At 70.9% G+C, this 17,044-nt stretch carries 14 protein-coding genes; 6 read left to right on the top strand and 8 right to left on the bottom strand.

Annotated features, from left to right (window positions below; translation table 11 throughout):
- Window positions 1–643: 643 nt before the first annotated feature.
- Window positions 644–3,724: a DUF3427 domain-containing protein gene (locus FB470_RS24645; RefSeq protein ID WP_306995253.1), complete on the top strand. Its 3,081-nt coding sequence runs from the start codon at window positions 644–646 to the stop codon at window positions 3,722–3,724.
- 96 nt (window positions 3,725–3,820) lie between these two features.
- Here FB470_RS24645 and FB470_RS24640 read toward each other — a convergent pair whose 3' ends face one another.
- The 5 genes from FB470_RS24640 to FB470_RS24620 are packed head-to-tail and all read right to left on the bottom strand — an operon-like array spanning window position 3,821 to window position 9,361.
- Window positions 3,821–5,356, bottom strand: coding sequence for an AMP-binding protein (locus FB470_RS24640; protein WP_306995251.1), 1,536 nt, complete (start codon window positions 5,354–5,356; stop codon window positions 3,821–3,823).
- Window positions 5,356–6,672, bottom strand: coding sequence for an MFS transporter (locus FB470_RS24635; RefSeq protein WP_306995249.1), 1,317 nt, complete (start codon window positions 6,670–6,672; stop codon window positions 5,356–5,358). The genes FB470_RS24640 and FB470_RS24635 overlap by 1 nt, the downstream gene beginning before the upstream one ends.
- Before the next feature lie 40 nt (window positions 6,673–6,712).
- A complete protein-coding gene (locus tag FB470_RS24630) occupies window positions 6,713–7,243 on the bottom strand; it encodes a 3-isopropylmalate dehydratase small subunit (protein WP_306995247.1) in 531 nt (176 codons plus the stop codon).
- On the bottom strand, window positions 7,240–8,508 hold the full coding sequence (locus FB470_RS24625; protein WP_306995245.1) for a 3-isopropylmalate dehydratase large subunit: 1,269 nt from the start codon (window positions 8,506–8,508) through the stop codon (window positions 7,240–7,242). The genes FB470_RS24630 and FB470_RS24625 overlap by 4 nt, the downstream gene beginning before the upstream one ends.
- A gap of 1 nt (window position 8,509) precedes the next feature.
- Complete coding sequence (locus tag FB470_RS24620; RefSeq protein WP_306995243.1) at window positions 8,510–9,361, bottom strand: isocitrate lyase/PEP mutase family protein; 852 nt, start codon at window positions 9,359–9,361, stop codon at window positions 8,510–8,512.
- Window positions 9,362–9,495: 134 nt separating this feature from the next.
- Here FB470_RS24620 and FB470_RS24615 point away from each other — a divergent pair, with 134 nt between their 5' ends.
- From FB470_RS24615 to FB470_RS24595, 5 genes are all read left to right on the top strand, one after another.
- Window positions 9,496–10,284, top strand: a complete 789-nt coding sequence (locus tag FB470_RS24615; RefSeq protein ID WP_306995241.1) for an IclR family transcriptional regulator — start codon at window positions 9,496–9,498, stop codon at window positions 10,282–10,284.
- A gap of 176 nt (window positions 10,285–10,460) precedes the next feature.
- Window positions 10,461–11,198, top strand: coding sequence for an IclR family transcriptional regulator (locus tag FB470_RS24610; protein WP_306995239.1), 738 nt, complete (start codon window positions 10,461–10,463; stop codon window positions 11,196–11,198).
- 98 nt (window positions 11,199–11,296) lie between these two features.
- Complete coding sequence (locus FB470_RS24605) at window positions 11,297–12,277, top strand: thiamine pyrophosphate-dependent dehydrogenase E1 component subunit alpha (RefSeq protein ID WP_306995238.1); 981 nt, start codon at window positions 11,297–11,299, stop codon at window positions 12,275–12,277.
- A 28-nt stretch (window positions 12,278–12,305) separates the two neighbouring features.
- A complete protein-coding gene (locus tag FB470_RS24600; RefSeq protein WP_306995236.1) occupies window positions 12,306–13,352 on the top strand; it encodes an alpha-ketoacid dehydrogenase subunit beta in 1,047 nt (348 codons plus the stop codon).
- Window positions 13,349–13,582 carry a lipoyl domain-containing protein gene (locus FB470_RS24595; RefSeq protein ID WP_306995235.1) on the top strand — a complete coding sequence of 78 codons (234 nt, stop codon included), beginning with the start codon at window positions 13,349–13,351 and terminating at the stop codon, window positions 13,580–13,582. Before FB470_RS24600 ends, FB470_RS24595 begins: the two co-directional genes overlap by 4 nt.
- 87 nt (window positions 13,583–13,669) lie before the next feature.
- On the opposite strand, the gene FB470_RS24590 is transcribed toward FB470_RS24595, so the two are convergent.
- From FB470_RS24590 to FB470_RS24580, 3 genes are all read right to left on the bottom strand, one after another.
- Window positions 13,670–14,779, bottom strand: a complete 1,110-nt coding sequence (locus FB470_RS24590) for an NDMA-dependent alcohol dehydrogenase (RefSeq protein WP_306995233.1) — start codon at window positions 14,777–14,779, stop codon at window positions 13,670–13,672.
- Between the two features lie 238 nt (window positions 14,780–15,017).
- Window positions 15,018–15,917 (bottom strand): SDR family oxidoreductase, encoded by a 900-nt coding sequence (locus FB470_RS24585; protein WP_306995231.1) that lies wholly within the window; start codon window positions 15,915–15,917, stop codon window positions 15,018–15,020.
- Window positions 15,918–16,100: 183 nt separating this feature from the next.
- Window positions 16,101–16,994 carry an IS982 family transposase gene (locus tag FB470_RS24580; RefSeq protein WP_306995229.1) on the bottom strand — a complete coding sequence of 298 codons (894 nt, stop codon included), beginning with the start codon at window positions 16,992–16,994 and terminating at the stop codon, window positions 16,101–16,103.
- Between the last annotated feature and the right edge of the window lie 50 nt (window positions 16,995–17,044).

Here is a 17,044-nt window from a genome sequence, read left to right as displayed (position 1 = left end):
GACCGCGTGCCGTGGGCGGTACCTGTTCGGGGGAAACAGGACCACCTTTCGGGGAGCACGCGATGTTGAATTATGGCTTCCCATTGACGGGGAGTCTCCTTGTTTGACGTTCGTCCACACCGGCTGTCGGGGGCCAAACCGGCGGGGGCACACGGCGACGGGAACGGGGGATTCGGGTGTCGCCGCAACGCCTCGGCCAGATTACGAACGGGAAACGGAGATATCACCAAACGGTGAGGAGAACCACAGTTTGAGGGGGTGGCCGCCGATCTTCGGAATCGATACTTTCCCCAGCTCGAACGCTGTTTCTACCCCTCGGTAACAGGGCTGCTACTCCTCCTCCGGTTGGCCCGTTCGGAGCAACGGCGAAGGTTACGAAGCGGTGCCCCCGGACCCGCCAGGCGGACGTGAAAGAGACAGCGGTCACGCCGGGAACAATGAGCATCAATTCCCGACAATGGTGTCAGAAATGGGACGCGAAGTCGCCTTTCTTTCGACGGCGGATTCACCGGCAAACATTCCCGGACGATTTCCCCGAGACGGCGCCCGCAATCCTCCAGCGGTTCTCGTGGATCCCGCGCGGTCGGCGGTGGCGACGGGAATCCGCCGGTGCCCGCCGGCGGCTCGTGGCAGAGTGATCACCATGGAACCGCTGGCCGACGGGGTGTACGAAGCGCTCCGGACCCACCGCCTGGACCGGACCTTGGACGCGGCGCGCGACCGGTTCCGGCCGGAGTTCGGTGCGGTCGACCCGGCGGACGCCCCCGAGGTGATCGCCCGTCACGTCGCCGAGGCGGTCCGCCGCGTCCTCACCGACGAAACCGACAACGCGCGCCGGGTGACGCTGGCCAACCAGCTGCTGGACCAGCTCGCCGCCGAGGACGACCGGCTCACCGGCACGGTGCAGCAGCTCCTCGCGCTGAGCGAGATCACCGGCCCGGCTCCGCGCCGGCACATCCGGCCGGTGACCCCGCTGTCCCAGGCGGCGCTGCTGACCAACGCGAAGGAAGAACCCAGCCTGTCCGCGGAGTTGCGGGCGGAGCTGGCCAGCGCCGACCGGATCGACCTGCTCTGCGCGTTCATCCGCTGGCCCGGCCTGCGCCTGCTCGAGTCCGCCCTGCTGGACGTGCGGGAGCGCGGCGTGCCGCTGCGGGTGCTGACCACGACCTACGTCGGCGCGACGGAACGGCCCGCGATCGACCGCCTGGTCCGGCAGTTCGGCGCCGACGTGCGGATCAGCTACGAAACCCAGTCGACCCGGCTGCACGCGAAGGCGTGGCTGTTCCGCCGCAACTCCGGCTACGACACCGCGTTCGTCGGCAGCTCCAACCTGTCCCGCTCGGCCCTGGTCGACGGGCTGGAGTGGAACGTCCGGCTCTCCGGTGTGGCGACACCGGAACTGCTGCGGAAGTTCGAGGCGACCTTCGACACCTACTGGGAATCCAGCGCCTTCGTCCCCTACGATCCGGACACCGACGCGGACCGCTTCGACGACGCCCTCCGCCAGGCGGGCCGTCGCGGCAGCGCGCCGGTGACGATCAGCCTGGCCGGGCTGGAGGTCCGGCCGCTGCCCCACCAGCAGGAGGTCCTGGAAGCCCTGGACTCCGAACGCCAGGTGCACGACCGGCATCGCAACCTGGTCGTGGCCGCCACCGGCACCGGCAAGACCGTGATCGCCGCACTGGACTACCGGCGTCTGCGCGCTCACGGCGACCTCAGCCTGCTGTTCGTCGCCCACCGCAAGGAGATCCTGCACCAGGCGCTGCGCGTCTACCGGGAAACGTTGATCGAGGAAACGTTCGGCGAGCCCTACGTGGGCGGCACGCGGCCCGAGCGCTGGCGTCACGTGTTCGCCAGCGTGCAGAGCCTGACGGCGCACGGCATCGAGAACGTGCCCGCCGACCACTTCGACGTCATCGTGATCGACGAATTCCACCACGCCGAAGCACGCACCTACCGGCAGCTGCTCAACCACCTGCGCCCCAAGGAACTCCTCGGTCTGACCGCGACTCCCGAGCGCGGCGACGGCGGCGACGTGCGCAACCTGTTCGACGGCCGCTCGGCCTACGAGTTGCCGCTGTGGGAGGCGCTTTCGGCGGATCTGCTCGTGCCGTTCCACTACTTCGGAGTGGCCGACGGCATCGACCTGTCCGGCGTGGAGTGGAAGCGCGGCGCCTACGACACCGCCGGCTTGAACCAGCTCTACACCGGCAACGACGCGCGCGCCGCCCGCGTGCTGAAGGAGCTGCGGGACAAGGTCACCGATGTCGGTGCCATGCGCGCGCTCGGGTTCTGCGTGAGCATTCCGCATGCCGAGTACATGGCGCGGGTGTTCCGCGAGTCCGGCATCCCGGCACTCGCGGTGTCGGACAAGACCTCCCCGCGCGACCGGGACCGCGCGATCGCCGCGCTGCGGGCGCGTGAAGTCAACGCGCTGTTCGCGGTCGACCTGTTCAACGAGGGCCTGGACATCCCCGAGATCGACACCGCTCTGTTCCTGCGCCCCACCGACAGCGCGACGGTCTTCCTGCAGCAGCTCGGCCGCGGCCTGCGGCGCGCTCCCGGCAAGGCGGTGCTGACCGTGCTGGATTTCATCGGCCAGCACCGCAAGGAGTACCGGTTCGACACCCGGTACCGCGCGCTGACCGGCGCCAGCCGCCGCGGGTTGCAGCGCCAGATCGAACAGGGGTTTCCGTTCCTGCCCGCCGGTTCGCAGGTCGTGCTCGACCGGGTCGCGCAGAAGATCGTGCTCGACAACGTGCGCACCCAGTTGCGCTTCACCCGCACGCAGCTCGCGAAGGACGTGCGCTCACACGGTGATCTGGCCCTCGCCGCGTACCTGGATGCCGCCGATCGTGAGCTGGTGGAGGTCTACCGCAACAGCGGGTCGTGGACCGGGCTGCGGCGGGAGGCCGGCCTGCCGGCCCCTCCGGCCGGCCCGGACGAGGGTGCGCTGTTGCGGCGCATGGCCGCGTTCACCCACGTCGACGATCCCGAGCGGGCGGAGGCCTACCGGCGGCTGGTCGCCGCGGACGGCCCGGACTACGCGGAACTGACCGACCGCGAGCAGCGGCTCGCGCGCATGCTGCTGTTCACCCTGTGGCCGAAGAAGGCCGATTTCCCGTCGTACCCGGCGGGGCTCGCGCGCTTGCGCCGGCACCCCGCGGTGTGTGCGGAGATCGCCGAGCTCGTCACGCTCGGGCTGGACCGTGCCCGGCACGTCCCGGCCCCGCTCGGCGAGGGTCTGCAGCACGTTCCGCTGGCCACTCACAGCCGCTACCGGCGGGAGGAGATCCTGGCCGCGCTGGGGTACGCAACGCTGCAACGCGTGCCGGGCAACCACGTGTCCGGGGTCGCGTGGTGCGAGGAGACCCGCACCGACGCGCTGCTGATCAACTTGCGCAAGAGCGAAAAGGACTTCTCGCCGACGACGATGTACCGCGATTACGCGATCAGCACCGAGCTGTTCCACTGGGAGTCGCAGAACACCACCTCGCTCGACTCCCCCACCGGGCGGCGGTACGTCCAGCACCGCGCCGAGGGCAGCCACGTCGTGCTGTTCACCCGCGAGCGACCCACCGACGACCTGGGCGCGGCGCCGTTCGTGTGCCTCGGGACGGCGACACACGTGGAGCACCGCGGCGAGCGGCCGATCGCCATCACGTGGCACCTGCGCCGCCCGATGCCCGCGGACGCCTTCGCCGCCGCGAGCGTCGCCGGTTAGCGGCCGGCGGCGAGCCGCACACCCGGACGACCCGGCCCGGGCCCTCGCCGTCAGCGCGACCGCCCGGCCGTGGCGGGCGGGGCCACCACCCGGCACTCACCGCTGCCCGGCCGCCCGCAGCGTGGCGCGCAGGATCTTGCCCGACGCGGATTTCGGGATCGCGTCGAGGAATTCGACGCGGCGGACCTTCTTGTGGGGTGCGACGCGGCCGGCGACGTAGGCCATGACCTCCGCGGCGTCGAGCCGGGCGCCGGGGCGGCGGACCACGAACGCCTTCGGGACCTCCTCCCCTTCCTCGTCGAGCACGCCGACCACCGCCGCGTCGTCGATGTCGCCGTGGGCCAGCAGCAGGGCCTCCAGCTCGGCGGGTGGCACCTGGTAGCCCTTGTACTTGATCAGTTCCTTGACCCGGTCGACGATGGAGAACACACCGTCCGCGGTCACGGTCGCGATGTCACCGGTCCGCAGCCAGCCCTCGGCGTCGAGCGTGGCCGCCGTCGCGACGGGGTTGTCCAGGTAACCGGACATCACGTTGGGTCCGCGGACCCACAGCTCACCCCGGCCGGCGTCGTGGCCCGTGACCGGGTCCACGAGCCGGCACTCGACGTTCGGCAGAGCGAAGCCGACACTCGCGGGGTCGATGTCCGGCCGGTCCTGCGGGATGGCGTGCGAGACCGGCGACATCTCGGTCATGCCGTAGCCCTGCCGGATCGAGCACCCCAGGCGCCGTGCGACCGCCCGCGCCAGTTCGCCGTCGAGCGGGGCCGCCCCGCTGAACACCAGTTCCACACTGGAGAGGTCCGCCTCGTCCACGAGCGGGCTCTTCGCCAGCAGCAGGGCGGTCGGCGGCGCGATGTAGAGCTTGGTAACCCGGTGCCGCTCGATCAGCCGGAGCATCCCGGCCAGGTCGAACCGCGGCATCGTGACCAGCGGAACGCGCTGGTGCAGCGCGTGGTTCATCAGCACGGTCATGCCGTAGATGTGGAACAGCGGCAGCACGGCGAGCAGCACCGTGTCCGCCGACGTCCGGCCCATCCGGGAGAACTGCAGCACGTTGGCCACCAGGTTCCGGTGCGTCAGCACGACTCCCTTAGCCCGGCCGGTGGTGCCGGAGGAGTACGGCAGCACCGCGACGTCCCCCGGACCGGCGAGCAGCGGCGGAGGCGCCGCACCGGGGAGCGAGTCGATCCGCAGGTGCCCCGGCGCGTGGTCCAGGGTCAGGATCTCCTCGATGCCGGCCTTCTCGGCGGCCGCGGTGGCGACGTCGAGGAGCCCCGCCGTGGTGACCAGCAGCCGGGCCCGCGAATCGCTGAGCTGGTGCGCCAGTTCATCGGCTGTGTACAACACGTTCGCGCTGGTCACAATCGCGTTCGCGCGCAGAATTCCGTGGAAGGCCGCGACCCACCCGGGCGAGTTCGGCGCGAACAACCCGACGACGCACCCCTGGCCGATCCCGCGGGCGTGCAGCCCGGCGGCGATCCGCCGGACGCGATCGTCCAGCCGGCGCCGGGTCGTCACGTCACCGTCCGGGTCGATCAGGGCCGGCGCATCGGACGGTGCCGCACCGAAGAGCAGCTCGGTGAGGGTGACGTCCGGGATGTCGATGTCCGGGAACGGACTGCGGATGATCATCAGACCGGCAGCCGATCGCGGCCGGTCTCGTGCAGCGTCAGCACCGTGATCAGGCCGACCACGGCCACACCCAGCACCCAGAACGCGGGGGACATCGGGTTGCCGGTGCTCTCGACGAGCTGTGCCGCGACGTACGGCGCCGACCCGCCGGCGATGATCGTCCCGAGGTTGAACCCGAGCGCCACCCCGGTGTAGCGGATCCGGCGCGGGAACAGCTCGGTGAACTGCGGGAACGCCGGCACCTGAGCCAACCCGTTCAGCGCCATGTACACCACGTAGATCACCGTGACGACCACGATGCTCGACGTCGCCCCGAGCAACGCGAACGCGGGCCAGGCGATGACCAGGTAGGACACGTAGGCGGTGATCAGCACCGGTTTGCGCCCGAAGCGGTCGGTGAGCATCCCGGCCAGTGGGTAGGTGGCGCAGGCGAGCGCGATCCCGATCGCGGAGGCCCAGTACACGGCCTGCTTGCCGAACCCCTGAGTCTGGATCAGGTAGGTGGAGAAGTAGGTCAGTCCGATGTAGCCGGTGCCGTTCATCGCGATCGCGATCCCGATCACCCGGAGCACCGCCAGCGGCTTCTCCTTCACCACGGCGAGCAGCGGGCTGCGCACGACCTCCGACCGGTGTGCCATCTCCGCGAATTCGGCCGTGTCCTCCAGCCGCACCCGCACCCACAGGCACACCGCGGCCAGTGGCAGCGAGATCAGGAACGGCACCCGCCATCCCCACGCCACCATCTGCTCGGACGTGGTCACGGCCGTCATCAACCCCACGATGGCAGCGGCGACGGAGAACCCGAGAGTCGAGCCGACCGGGGTGAGCGAGCCGAACAAGCCGCGCTTGCCCGCGGGCGCGGATTCGGCGACGTAGGTGGCGGCGCCGCCGATCTCGCCACCGGCCGAGAACCCCTGCGCGAGCCGGACGAGCACGAGCAGCACGGGCGCGACGACACCGGCGGAGGCGTAGGTGGGCAGGATGCCCAGCAGCCCGGAGAACACACCCATGGTGACCACGGTGACGACGAGCGCCTGCCGACGACCGCGGCGGTCGCCGAGCCGGCCGAAGAACCAGCCACCCAGTGGCCGCATCACGTAGGCCGATCCGAAGACGGCCAGGGTCAGCAGCACCGAGACCGCCGGTTTCGAGCTCGGGAAGAACAACGGGCCCACGGTGACCGCGAGGAAGGCGTACACGCTGAAGTCGTAGTACTCGATCAGCGTGCCGACGCCGCCGGCCAACGCGGCGCGCCGTGCGGACGGTTTCGTGGTCACTCCGGCCACGGTGCCCGGTGAGGTGGTGGTTTCGGCCATGTCGGCTCCAGATCCGGTCGTCGTTGAGCGGGAAGAGTGGTCAGGTGCGGGCGTGCTCGGCGAGCAGCAGCTTGAGCGAGCCGCCCGCCTCGATCACCCGCACGACCCGGTCGCTGGGTGGCGTGCCCCGCAGGACGCGGCCGTCGCCGAGGGACACGGTGGCCGCGCGCCAGTCGACGGCCACCGGGTCGCCGGTCGCGACGGCTGCGGCGATCCCGGGGACGGTGACCAGCGGGACCCCGTTGTAGGTTTCGCCGCGCCAGAACCCGGGCGAGAAGGACCCGGCGAGGACCGCGGCGATGCCGAGGTCGCGCAGCGCGACCATGGGCGGGTAGTGCGGGTGGCCGTACCCGAAGTTCCGGCCGCCGACGATGACGTCGCCGGGCCGGACCCGGTCGGCGAAGCCGGGGTCGTAGGCCCGCATCACCTTGCTCCGCAGGAACTCCGCGTCGTAGGACTTGATGTTCTCGACACCGATCACCAGGTCGATGTCGAAGTCGTCACCGAAGACCCACGCGACCCGGCCGCGGATGACGTCCGGCGGTGGCGGGTAGTCCCGTGCCGCGCTCATGAGCGCCCCACCTCCCCGGCCGTACTGATGCTGCCCGCCACGGCGCTCGCCGCGACGGTGAAGGCGGAACCCAGGTAGATGTTGGCCGCCGTGCTGCCCATCCGGCCGGAGATGTTGAGCACCCCGGTGGAAATGCAGTTTTCCCCGTCCTGCAACGGTTTCTGGTAGCCGAAGCAGAAGTCGCAGCTGGACCGGGCGATCTTCGCGCCCGCGGCGCGCAGTACGTCGAACAGCCCCTCGTCCTCCGCCTGGCGGTGCACGGCGTCGGACGTCGGCACGACGTTGAGCTCCACCCCCGGCGCGACCTGCCGTCCGTCGAGCACGAGCGCGGCGGCCCGGATGTCCTCGATGCGGCCGCTGGCGCAGGAGCCGATGAACGCCTTGGTCACCGGGGTTCCGGCGAGTTCGGCGGCATCGCGCGTGTTGGCCGAGCGGGCCGACCCCGGCAGCACGACCCGGGGCCGCACCGCGGCGAGGTCGTAGGAGTGCACGGCCGCGTAGCCGGCGCCCGCGTCCGGTAGCTGCGGGGTGAAGTCGGTCTTCGCCACGCGGCGCGCGTAGGCGAGTGCGGCCTCGTCCGGTTCGAACACCGCCGACACCGCGCCGGTGAACATCGCCATGCCGCACAGGCCCTGCCTGCGGTCGATCGACATCGCCCGGGCGCCGGGCCCGCCGTACTCCATCACCTGGTGCGCGCAGCCGTCGGCGCCGTGGTCGGCGATGATCTGGTGCACGAGGTCCCGGCTGTCCACCCCGGGCGCGAAGTCACCGGTCAGCTCGAACCGGGTCGTGGCGGGCACGTCGAGGAAGATCTGCCCGGACACCCAGGCCTCCAGCAGATCGCGGCGCACACCCCAGCCGAGCGCGCCGAACGCACCGGCGCCGGAGATGTGCCCGTCGAAGTGGATGAGGAAGTTGCCGGGCAGCGCGTACCCGAGTTCGGCCATCACCTGGTGGCCGATGCCGCGCGCCTCGTGCAGTTCGATGCCGTAGAACTCGCACCAGTCGCGGGTGACCTGGTGGACCTCCTGCTCCTTCGCGTTGCCCTTCGTGAGCATGTGGTCGATGAACACGACGTACCGCTCGGGCTCGGCCAGCTCGCCGATGCCGAAGTCGTCGTGCATCTGGCGGAACATCACGTCGGTGTAGCCGGGGAAGTCGTAGGCGATCATGTAGTCCGGCCGCACCGGCAGGCTCTCGCCCGCGCGCACGGTGTCCCGTCCCGCCGCCCGTGCCAGGATCTTCTCGGCGATCGTGCCGGCCACCTCAGACCTCCGCCGGCAGGTACTTGTGCTGCTGGCGCTCGATCTCGTCCATCCCGATGAGGGCGACGAAATCGTGGTGCGGCAGGGCGTCCGCGCTCACGTCGGCGGGTGGTTCGCCCGCCGCGAGCCGGCGCAGAGCGGATTGCGCCGCCCCGGTCACCGCCATCAGGACCTGGGTGGGCAGCAGCGCGATCCGCACGCCGATCTGCTCCATCACCTCGGGCGTGAACTCGCGCTCGGTCCAGGCCGACGCGGTGAGGGTGGCCATCAGCGGGACACCGGTCCGCTCGTGGCAACGCGCCCATTCCTCGACGCTGGCGAACGTCTTGGTGACCGGCATGATCATGTCCGCGCCGGCGCGGACGTAGGCCTCGGCGCGGCGGAGAGCCTCCTCGCCCTTCGCGTCGGTCCGCGCGATGACGATCATGTCCCCGGCCGCGTCCTTGACCGCACGCACCTTGCCCTCGGCCTCGGCGAGGTCGGTCAGCTCCACCTCGGCTCCGGGGATGAGCGGGCAGCGCTTGGGCGAACGCTGGTCCTCGAGGAACACCGCCGCGACACCGGCGTCGGCGAACCGGCGAGCGGTGCGCGCGGCGTTGACGGCGTTGCCGTAGCCGGTGTCGATGTCAGCGATCAGCGGCAGGTCGCTGGCCTCCCGGATCGTCCGGACGGCGCCCAGGTTTTCCGACATCGTGTACAGCTCCGCGTCGGGGTAGCCGAGCGCGGCCGAGATCGCGAAGCCCGAGGCGCACAGCGCGGAGAACCCCGCCTGTTCGGCGAGCCGGGCGGTCAGCCCGTCCCAGACGCCAGGGGCGAACACCAGCCGGTCGGAGATCATCTCGCGCAGTTCCACAACTCACCTCTCTGTGTATCGTGATGCGATACGCGTTCCGAAACTGTGCGGGAGAGGGGTGGGACGTGTCAAGACGCGCGCCAGGACCGGTCGCTAACCTGGGGCGGACCGGGCAGGCGGACGAGGGGGTGGCGGTGACCGAAGCGGCACCCGACGGGAGCGGCACCAGGGAGACCGTCACCGCGGTGCTGCGCGCGTGCCAGCTCCTCGGCGAGTTCAGCCCGGACCGGCCGGTGATCACGCTCGCCGAGCTCACGGCCGCGAGCGGGCTCAACAAGCCCACGGTGCACCGGCTGATGAGTTCGTTCGTCGAGGCCGGCTGGGTGCACCGGGACCCGGCCGGCGCCTACCGGATCCGGATGCCGGTGTTCACCATCGGCGCGGCGGCGCTCGCCGAGTTCGACCTGCGCGCCGCCGCGCGGCCGGCACTGGAGGAGCTCGCGCAGCGATTCGGCGACACCGCGTTCCTCATGGTGCCCGCCGACGCGGGCGCGGTGTGCATCGACCGCGTCGAGGGCGGCAAACCACTGGTGCTGGCGGCCATCGGGATCGGCTCGGTGCTGCCCTACCACGCCGCGGCCGCGCCGGTCACGATGGCGGCGTTCGACCCGGACCTCCGGGCGCGCGTGCTCGCCGGTCCGCTGCCCGCCTTCACCCCCGCGACGCACTCCGACCGCGACGAGTTCGCGGCCTACCTCGACCAGGTGCGGGCCGAAGGCGTTTCGGTCAGCCGGGACGACTACCTCAACGGGGTGTCCGCCGTCGCCGCACCGGTGCTCGGCGCGGGCGGAACCCTCGTGGCCACGCTCAGCCTCGGCGGCCGCAGCGAGGACTTCACCGGCCCCGAGGGCGAACAACGCGCCACGGCTGTCCGCGCCGCAGCGGCCGCGCTGAGCCAGTCGGTCGCCGCCGCGGGGCTGTGAGACTCGGTGGCAGAAGGACGCTCGCCTGGTTCGGTCCAATCCGGCCGGCCGGGCCAAGCCGATCGAGCCCGGCGAGACCATCGTCGGCCGGTAACCCGGCCGGGCCTCACGCCTTGCCCGTCGCACACGTCACCCGGCATCCTGGGTGCGCGGCAACGGGGCGGCGGAGGTGACCGATGACCACTGGACCGACACTGATCGGTTCCGTACAGCGTGCGCTGCACCTGCTCGACGCGGTCGGCGCGAGCGAACGTCCGGTCACGGCCAAGGCGCTCGCCCGCGGTGTCGGTCTCCCGTTGCCGACGACCTACCACCTCCTGCGCACCCTGCTCCACGAGGGTTATCTGCGCAAGCTGGACGACGGCTACGTGCTGGGCGAGCAGGTCGGCGCCCTGCGGAAGCGCAACTCCCTGCACGCGCTGCTGCCGAAGATCCGGCCGGTGCTGCGGGCGCTACGCGACGAGGTGCGCGGCGCGGCCTACCTGTCGCTGTACTCGGGCGGCGAGATCAAGCTGATCGACATCGTCGACGCCCCCGACGCGCCTTCGGTGGACCTGTGGGTGGGCGTGCAGGAGGCGGCGCACGCGACCGCGTTCGGGAAGTGCATCCTGTCGTGCCTGGACCCCGACGCCCGGCGCGACCACCTCTCGCGGTACCGGCTGGCCGACCTCACCCCGCACACCATCACCGACACGCGCGTGCTCGAACAGCGGCTGGCCGAAGGCGGCGGGGTCTTCAACGACCGCGAAGAGTACCTGCTGGGCACGGCCTGCCTGGCCACGCCGGTCCGGGCGCCCGGGGTCGTCGGCGCGGTGGCGATCTCGCTGCCCGCGCGCCGGCTGCCCTCGGTCGAGCCGGTGTCGCTGGAGCGGGCGTCGCGACGGGTGTCGCGCGCCTTCGCGCTGCTCTCCTGACCTGCCGGAACGGCCCTGTATCACCATCTGAAATCCGCACCGTTGTCCGCGGCGCTCCGCCGCCGCGACAGTGACTCCCACACCGATTGGGAGGTCACATGGAACCGGACGGCAGGCTGGGCCTGTACCGCATGATGGTCCTGATCCGCACCTACGAGGAGACCATCCTCCGCGAGTACCACGCGGACAAGAAACCCGTGTTCGACATCGGCGCCGGGCTCATCCCGGGCGAGATGCACCTCTCCGCCGGGCAGGAACCCGTCGCCGCCGGCGTGTGCGCGCACCTGACGGCCGACGACGCCGTCACCGCCACCCACCGGCCCCACCACTTCGCCATCGCGCACGGGGTGGACCTGGACAGGATGACGGCCGAGATCTTCGGCCGGGTGGACGGTCTCGGCCGCGGCCGGGGCGGGCACATGCACCTGTTCGACCCGGCGACGCACTTCTCGTGCTCGGGCATCATCGCCGAGGGCTACCCGCCCGCGGTGGGTCAGGCGCTGGCGTTCCAGCGGCGCGGCACCGACCGCGTCGCGGTCGCGGTCACCGGTGAGGGCGCGGCCAACCAGGGAGCCTTCCACGAGGCGCTCAACCTGGCGTCGCTGTGGAAGCTGCCGGTGGTGTTCGTGGTGGAGGACAACGACTGGGGCATCTCGGTCCCGCGCAGCGCGTCGACCTGCGTCACGTCGAACGCGCTCCGGGCCGCCGGGTACGGCATCCCCGGCCAGCGGGTCGAGGACAACTCGGTCGAGGCGGTGCACGCGGTCGCGGGCGAGGCGATCGCGCGCGCCCGCGCGGGCGAGGGGCCGAGCCTCATCGAAGTCCACACACTGCGCCTGTGGGGGCACTTCGAGGGCGACGCGCAGGGCTACCGGTCCGACCTCGAGGGCGTGCCGGGCCGGGACCCGCTGCCCACCTACGAGAAGGAGTTGCGTGCCGCCGGCGTCCTCGACGACGCCGCGGTGTCGTCGATCGCCGAGCAGGCCCGCGACCGCGTCGAGGCGGCGATCGCGTTCGCCAAGCGCAGCCCGGAACCCGACCCGGCCACCGCTCTCGACTTCGTGTTCGCGCAGGCCTGATCCCACCACCCGACGAGGAGACGCAGCAATGACGCTCACGGATGCCTCGGCATCGTCCTCCGCACCCGCACAACGGAAGCTCAGCACCGCCAAGGCCATGGTCGAGGCCATCGCGCAGGAGATGGAGCGAGACGAGGACGTCTTCGTGCTCGGCGAGGACGTCGGCGCCTACGGCGGCATCTTCAGCTCCACCACCGGGCTGCTCGAGAAGTTCGGCCCGCGGCGCGTCCTGGACACGCCCATCTCGGAAACCGCGTTCATCGGCGCGGCCATCGGCGCCGCGGTGGAAGGCCTGCGGCCGATCGTCGAGCTGATGTTCGTCGACTTCTTCGGCGTGTGCATGGACCAGATCTACAACCACATGGCGAAGATCCACTTCGAGTCCGGCGGCAACGTCAAGGTACCGATGGTCCTGACCGCCGCGGTGGGCGGCGGGTACTCCGACGGCGCGCAGCACTCGCAGTGCCTGTGGGGCACGTTCGCGCACCTGCCCGGGATGAAGGTGGTCGCGCCCAGCAACCCGGCCGACGCCAAGGGCCTGATGACCGCCGCGATCCGCGACGACAACCCCGTGGTGTACCTGTTCCACAAGGGAGTCATGGGCCTGCCCTGGATGGCCAAGAACCGCCGGTCCATCGGGCCGGTGCCCGACGGGGACCACGTGGTGCCGATCGGGAAGGCGAACATCGTGCGGCCGGGCAGCGACGTCACCGTCGTCACGCTGTCGCTGTCGGTGCACCACTCCCTCGACGTGGCCGAGGAGCTCGCGCAGCAGGGCATCGACTGCGAGGTCGTGGACCTGCGCAGCGTGGTTCCGCTGGACACCGACACGATCCTCGAGTCGGTGGGCCGCACCGGGCGGCTCCTCGTCGTCGACGAGGACTACCTCTCCTTCGGCCTGTCCGGGGAGATCATCGCCCGCGTCGCCGAGCGCGACCCCGGCCTGCTCCGCGCGCCCGCCGCGCGGGTCGCGGTGCCGGACGTCCCGATCCCCTACGCCCGCCCGCTGGAGTACGCCGTCCTGCCGACCCCGGACCGGATCCGCCGGGCCGTCCTCGACCTGGTGAACGCATGACCGACATCGCCTTCCCCCACATCTCGGAGAACGAGCCCGACGCCGAAGGCGTGCTCGCGACCTGGTTCGCCGCCGACGGCGATCAGGTCGGTGAGGGCGACCTGATCGCGGAGGTCGCGGTCGACAAGGTGGACGTGGAGGTGCCCGCCCCGGCCGCGGGCGTGCTGCGGCTGCTCGTGCAGGAAGGGGACGTGGTCAAGCAGGGCGAGCTGATCGCCCGGATCGAGTAGGGACCCGGCTGCCGCCGGCCCCTGCCCCCGGGGCCGGCGGCAGCCGCACCCCGGCGGGTGCCGGATGACGCGCCGGGCTCCGGGCACTCAGAACGACAGCACGCCGCGGAGGTTTCGCCCCTCCCGCATGTCCGCGTAACCGGTGTTGATGTCCTCGAGCTTGTAGGTGCGCGTGACCACTTCGTCCAGCTTCAGCCGCCCACTGCGGTAAAGCTGCAGCAACCGGGGGATGTCGCGGCGCGGGTTCGCGCTGCCGAACGTCGAGCCGACGACCCGCTTCTCGTACAGCACGAGGTCCAGCGCGCTCATCGAGACGGTGGTCTCCGCCGCGCGGTGCAGGTTGGTCACCACGACCGTGCCCCGTTTGCCGGTCAGGGCCAGGCTTTTCGCGATCTGATCGCCGGACCCGACCCCCATCGTGTTGATCACGACTTGGGCGCCGCGGCCGCGGGTGAGATCCGCGACCAGCTCCAGCGCCTCCTCATGGGTGGCCACCGCGTGGGTCGCACCGAACTCGACCGCCTGCTGCCGCTTGAACCCCACGGGGTCCACGGCGACGAGCTGCGCCGCGCCCGCCAGTGCCGCACCCTGCAGGGCGTTGACGCCGATGCCGCCGATACCGACGACGACCACGGTGTCACCCGCCTGCACGCCACCGGCGTAGACCGCCGAGCCCCACCCGGTCACCACCCCGCACCCCAGCAGGCAGGCCCGGTCGAGGGGCACGTCGTCCTCGAGCTTGATGCAGTTCGCCTCGTGCACCACGGTGTGCCGGGCGAACGTGCCGAGCAGGAGCATCACACCGAGGTCCCGGCCGCGCGCATGGTGGCGGGCGGTGTGGTCGGACAGCTGCCGCCCCTCCGCGAGACAGGCGCCCAGCTCGCACAGGTTCTGCATTCCCGACGAGCACGCCGTGCACCGCCCGCAGGCCGGGATGAAACCGAAGACGACCCGGTCGCCGGGTTTCAGGTCGCTCACCCCGGGACCGGTCTCCACCACGGTGCCGGCGCCTTCGTGGCCGCCGACGATCGGCATCGGCCACGGCAGGTCGCCGGTCACCACGTGCTCGTCCGAATGGCACAGCCCGCTGCCGCCCAGCTCGACCAGGACCTCACCGGCCTTCGGCGGGTCCAGGTCGATCTCCTCGACACTCCACGGGGCGCCGCGCTCCCACAGGATCGCCGCTGTCGTCTTCATCGCGTTCCTCCAGCTCGTCGGGAAGCGCCGGATGGCAGTCGCGCTGACCGAGGTGTGCGGCCTGCCGGTCGCCGGCCCAGCCGTAAGTGGTGCAGTGCCGAGTCTCGGATGCCGGCCCTCACCCGGCCACATGCCGGACCGGCCAATGGACCGGCCGCCTCACGACGCGATCCGGCGCGGCGCGGAACACCGCCGAGGGCTCGTCCGCTGCCGGACGGCCTCGGCGGTCTCGATCGCGTCAGTTCCGGCCCGTCTTGACCCGCAGCAGCTCACCGAAGCCCATGCGGTTGACGAACTCCTCCTGGACCTCGCGCGCCAGCTCGTTGACCTTCTCCACCCCGGCGTTGCTGAAGTCGACGACACTGCGGAACGGCCGGGTGCCCGCGGGCAGCGCCAGGATCCGGGTGATCTCCTCGGCGACGGCCCGCGGGTGAGCGTCCACATCGGGCGGGAACAGGGACTCGGTCGCGGCCTCGTTGCGCTCCAGCAGCGGGTCCAGCTCGGCGTAGGCGCGGGTCCGCCCCTCGTCGCCGGCCCGGCTGGCGTTGGGGAAGTGCTCGGTCCCCCGCGTGAACGGGCCGGGCATCACGATCGTCGTCTCGATGCCCAGGTGGTTGACCTCGTAGGCGGTCACCTGTGCGAGCGCGTCGGCGGCGAACTTCGACGCCACGTACGGGCCGAGGAAGGGCGGCACGACCACCGACGTGGTGCTGCCGACGTAGATCAGCGTGCCGGAGCGGCGTTCCCGCATCGACGGCAGCGCCGCCCGGTTGACCCGCTGGATGCCGATGGCGTTGACGTCGAACAGGTGCTGGATGTCCTCCGCGGTGAACGCCTCGGCGTAGCCGAGGTAGAGGTGTCCCGCGTTGTGCACGACGGTGTCGAGCCGGCCCGCGTCGCGGAGGATGGTGGCCACGGCGGCGTCGGCCGAGTCCTGGGACTGCACGTCGAGCTCCACCACCCGGAGGTCGTAGCCCTCCCGGCGCCCCAGCTCCAGCAGTTCGGTCGCGTGAACCGAGTTGCGGCCTTCGATGTTGCGCATGCTGGCGTACACGGTGTGACCCGCCGCGGCGAGAGCGCGGGCGGTGAGGTTGCCGATCCCGGTTGCGGCGCCGGTGATCAGAACGACAGCTGACATGGGAGTTCACCCTTTCGTCATGCGCACCCTGTTTATGCACGGTGCGTCCATATCTAGCGTAAGTGTACGCCGGGTCCATATATTCCCGACGGGAGGAACGGGCAGGACAGCCCGTGTTCGCCGGCATCGCCACCAGGTGTAGTGCCCCGGGCACTACGCCTAGACGACTGATGCGTATCTCGGTCAGTGGTCGTAGGGGGTCAGGGATTGGGTGGTGGGTTGGCTGGTGGCGCGGTTGTGCCGGATGGCGGTGGTGAGGGCCAGGGGGCGTTGGGCGGTGCGGACGCCGACGCCTTCGATGGTGCGTCCGCCGTGTTGTTCGAGGTTCGGTTGGCCTTTGAGGGTGTTGTTGACCGGCTCGATGAGTTGGCGGATGGACTTGAGCAGCGGCTCACCGGGATGGGGCTGGCGGTTGCGGTAGGCGGGTCGGATCAGCCGGACGCCGCGCTCGGTGAGGTAGTGGTCGAGTTCGCGGGAGACGTAGCCCTTGTCGGCGATGATCAGCAGGCCCGGGCGGTCGGTGAGCAGGTGGGGTTCGTGGTCGCGGATGGCCATGAGTACCTGCCGCTCGTCGATCTTCGGGTCGGCCAGAGCCCAGGCAATGGGCAGCCCGGCCGGGGTGCAGATCAGGTGTAGTCGCCGGCCCCAGAACCAGCGGGAGTGTGAGCGGTAGTAGCCGTATTTGGCCCAGCCAGCCAACTCCGAACGCTTGACCGTCGGCCGGGAGCGGCCGCTTTCGACCGGGGTGGAGTCGACGATCCAGGTGGTGTCGGTCCACAGGTCGGTATCGGCTGCGAGCCAGCGCATCACGTGCTTGATCAGCGGCAACGCGGCACGCAGCCGCCGGTTGTAGCCGGACTGGCCGGGCAGGTAGCGGAACGCGCCGGGCATCCGGGCGGGCAGGAACCGCAGCCAGCGGGCCTCGGAGGTGAACCCCAGCAGTGCCTGGGCCACGGCGAGGGTGACCAACTCGGCGTCGGTCAACTTCGGCGGTCTGCCCGTTCGGCGCCGGCCCGCGAGGTGGTCGTCGATCTTGACGTAGAGTGCGGTGAGAAGGGTGTTCAGGTCTGTCCTCACAAACGGATCTTGAACACCCTTCGTCCATCTCCGGTCACCACCCAGACTTA

This window comes from Amycolatopsis thermophila, assembly GCF_030814215.1.
Lineage (GTDB): Bacteria > Actinomycetota > Actinomycetes > Mycobacteriales > Pseudonocardiaceae > Amycolatopsis_E > Amycolatopsis_E thermophila.
Note: the sequence above shows the minus strand (reverse complement) of the source record. Positions and strands in the feature narration are given on the sequence as shown.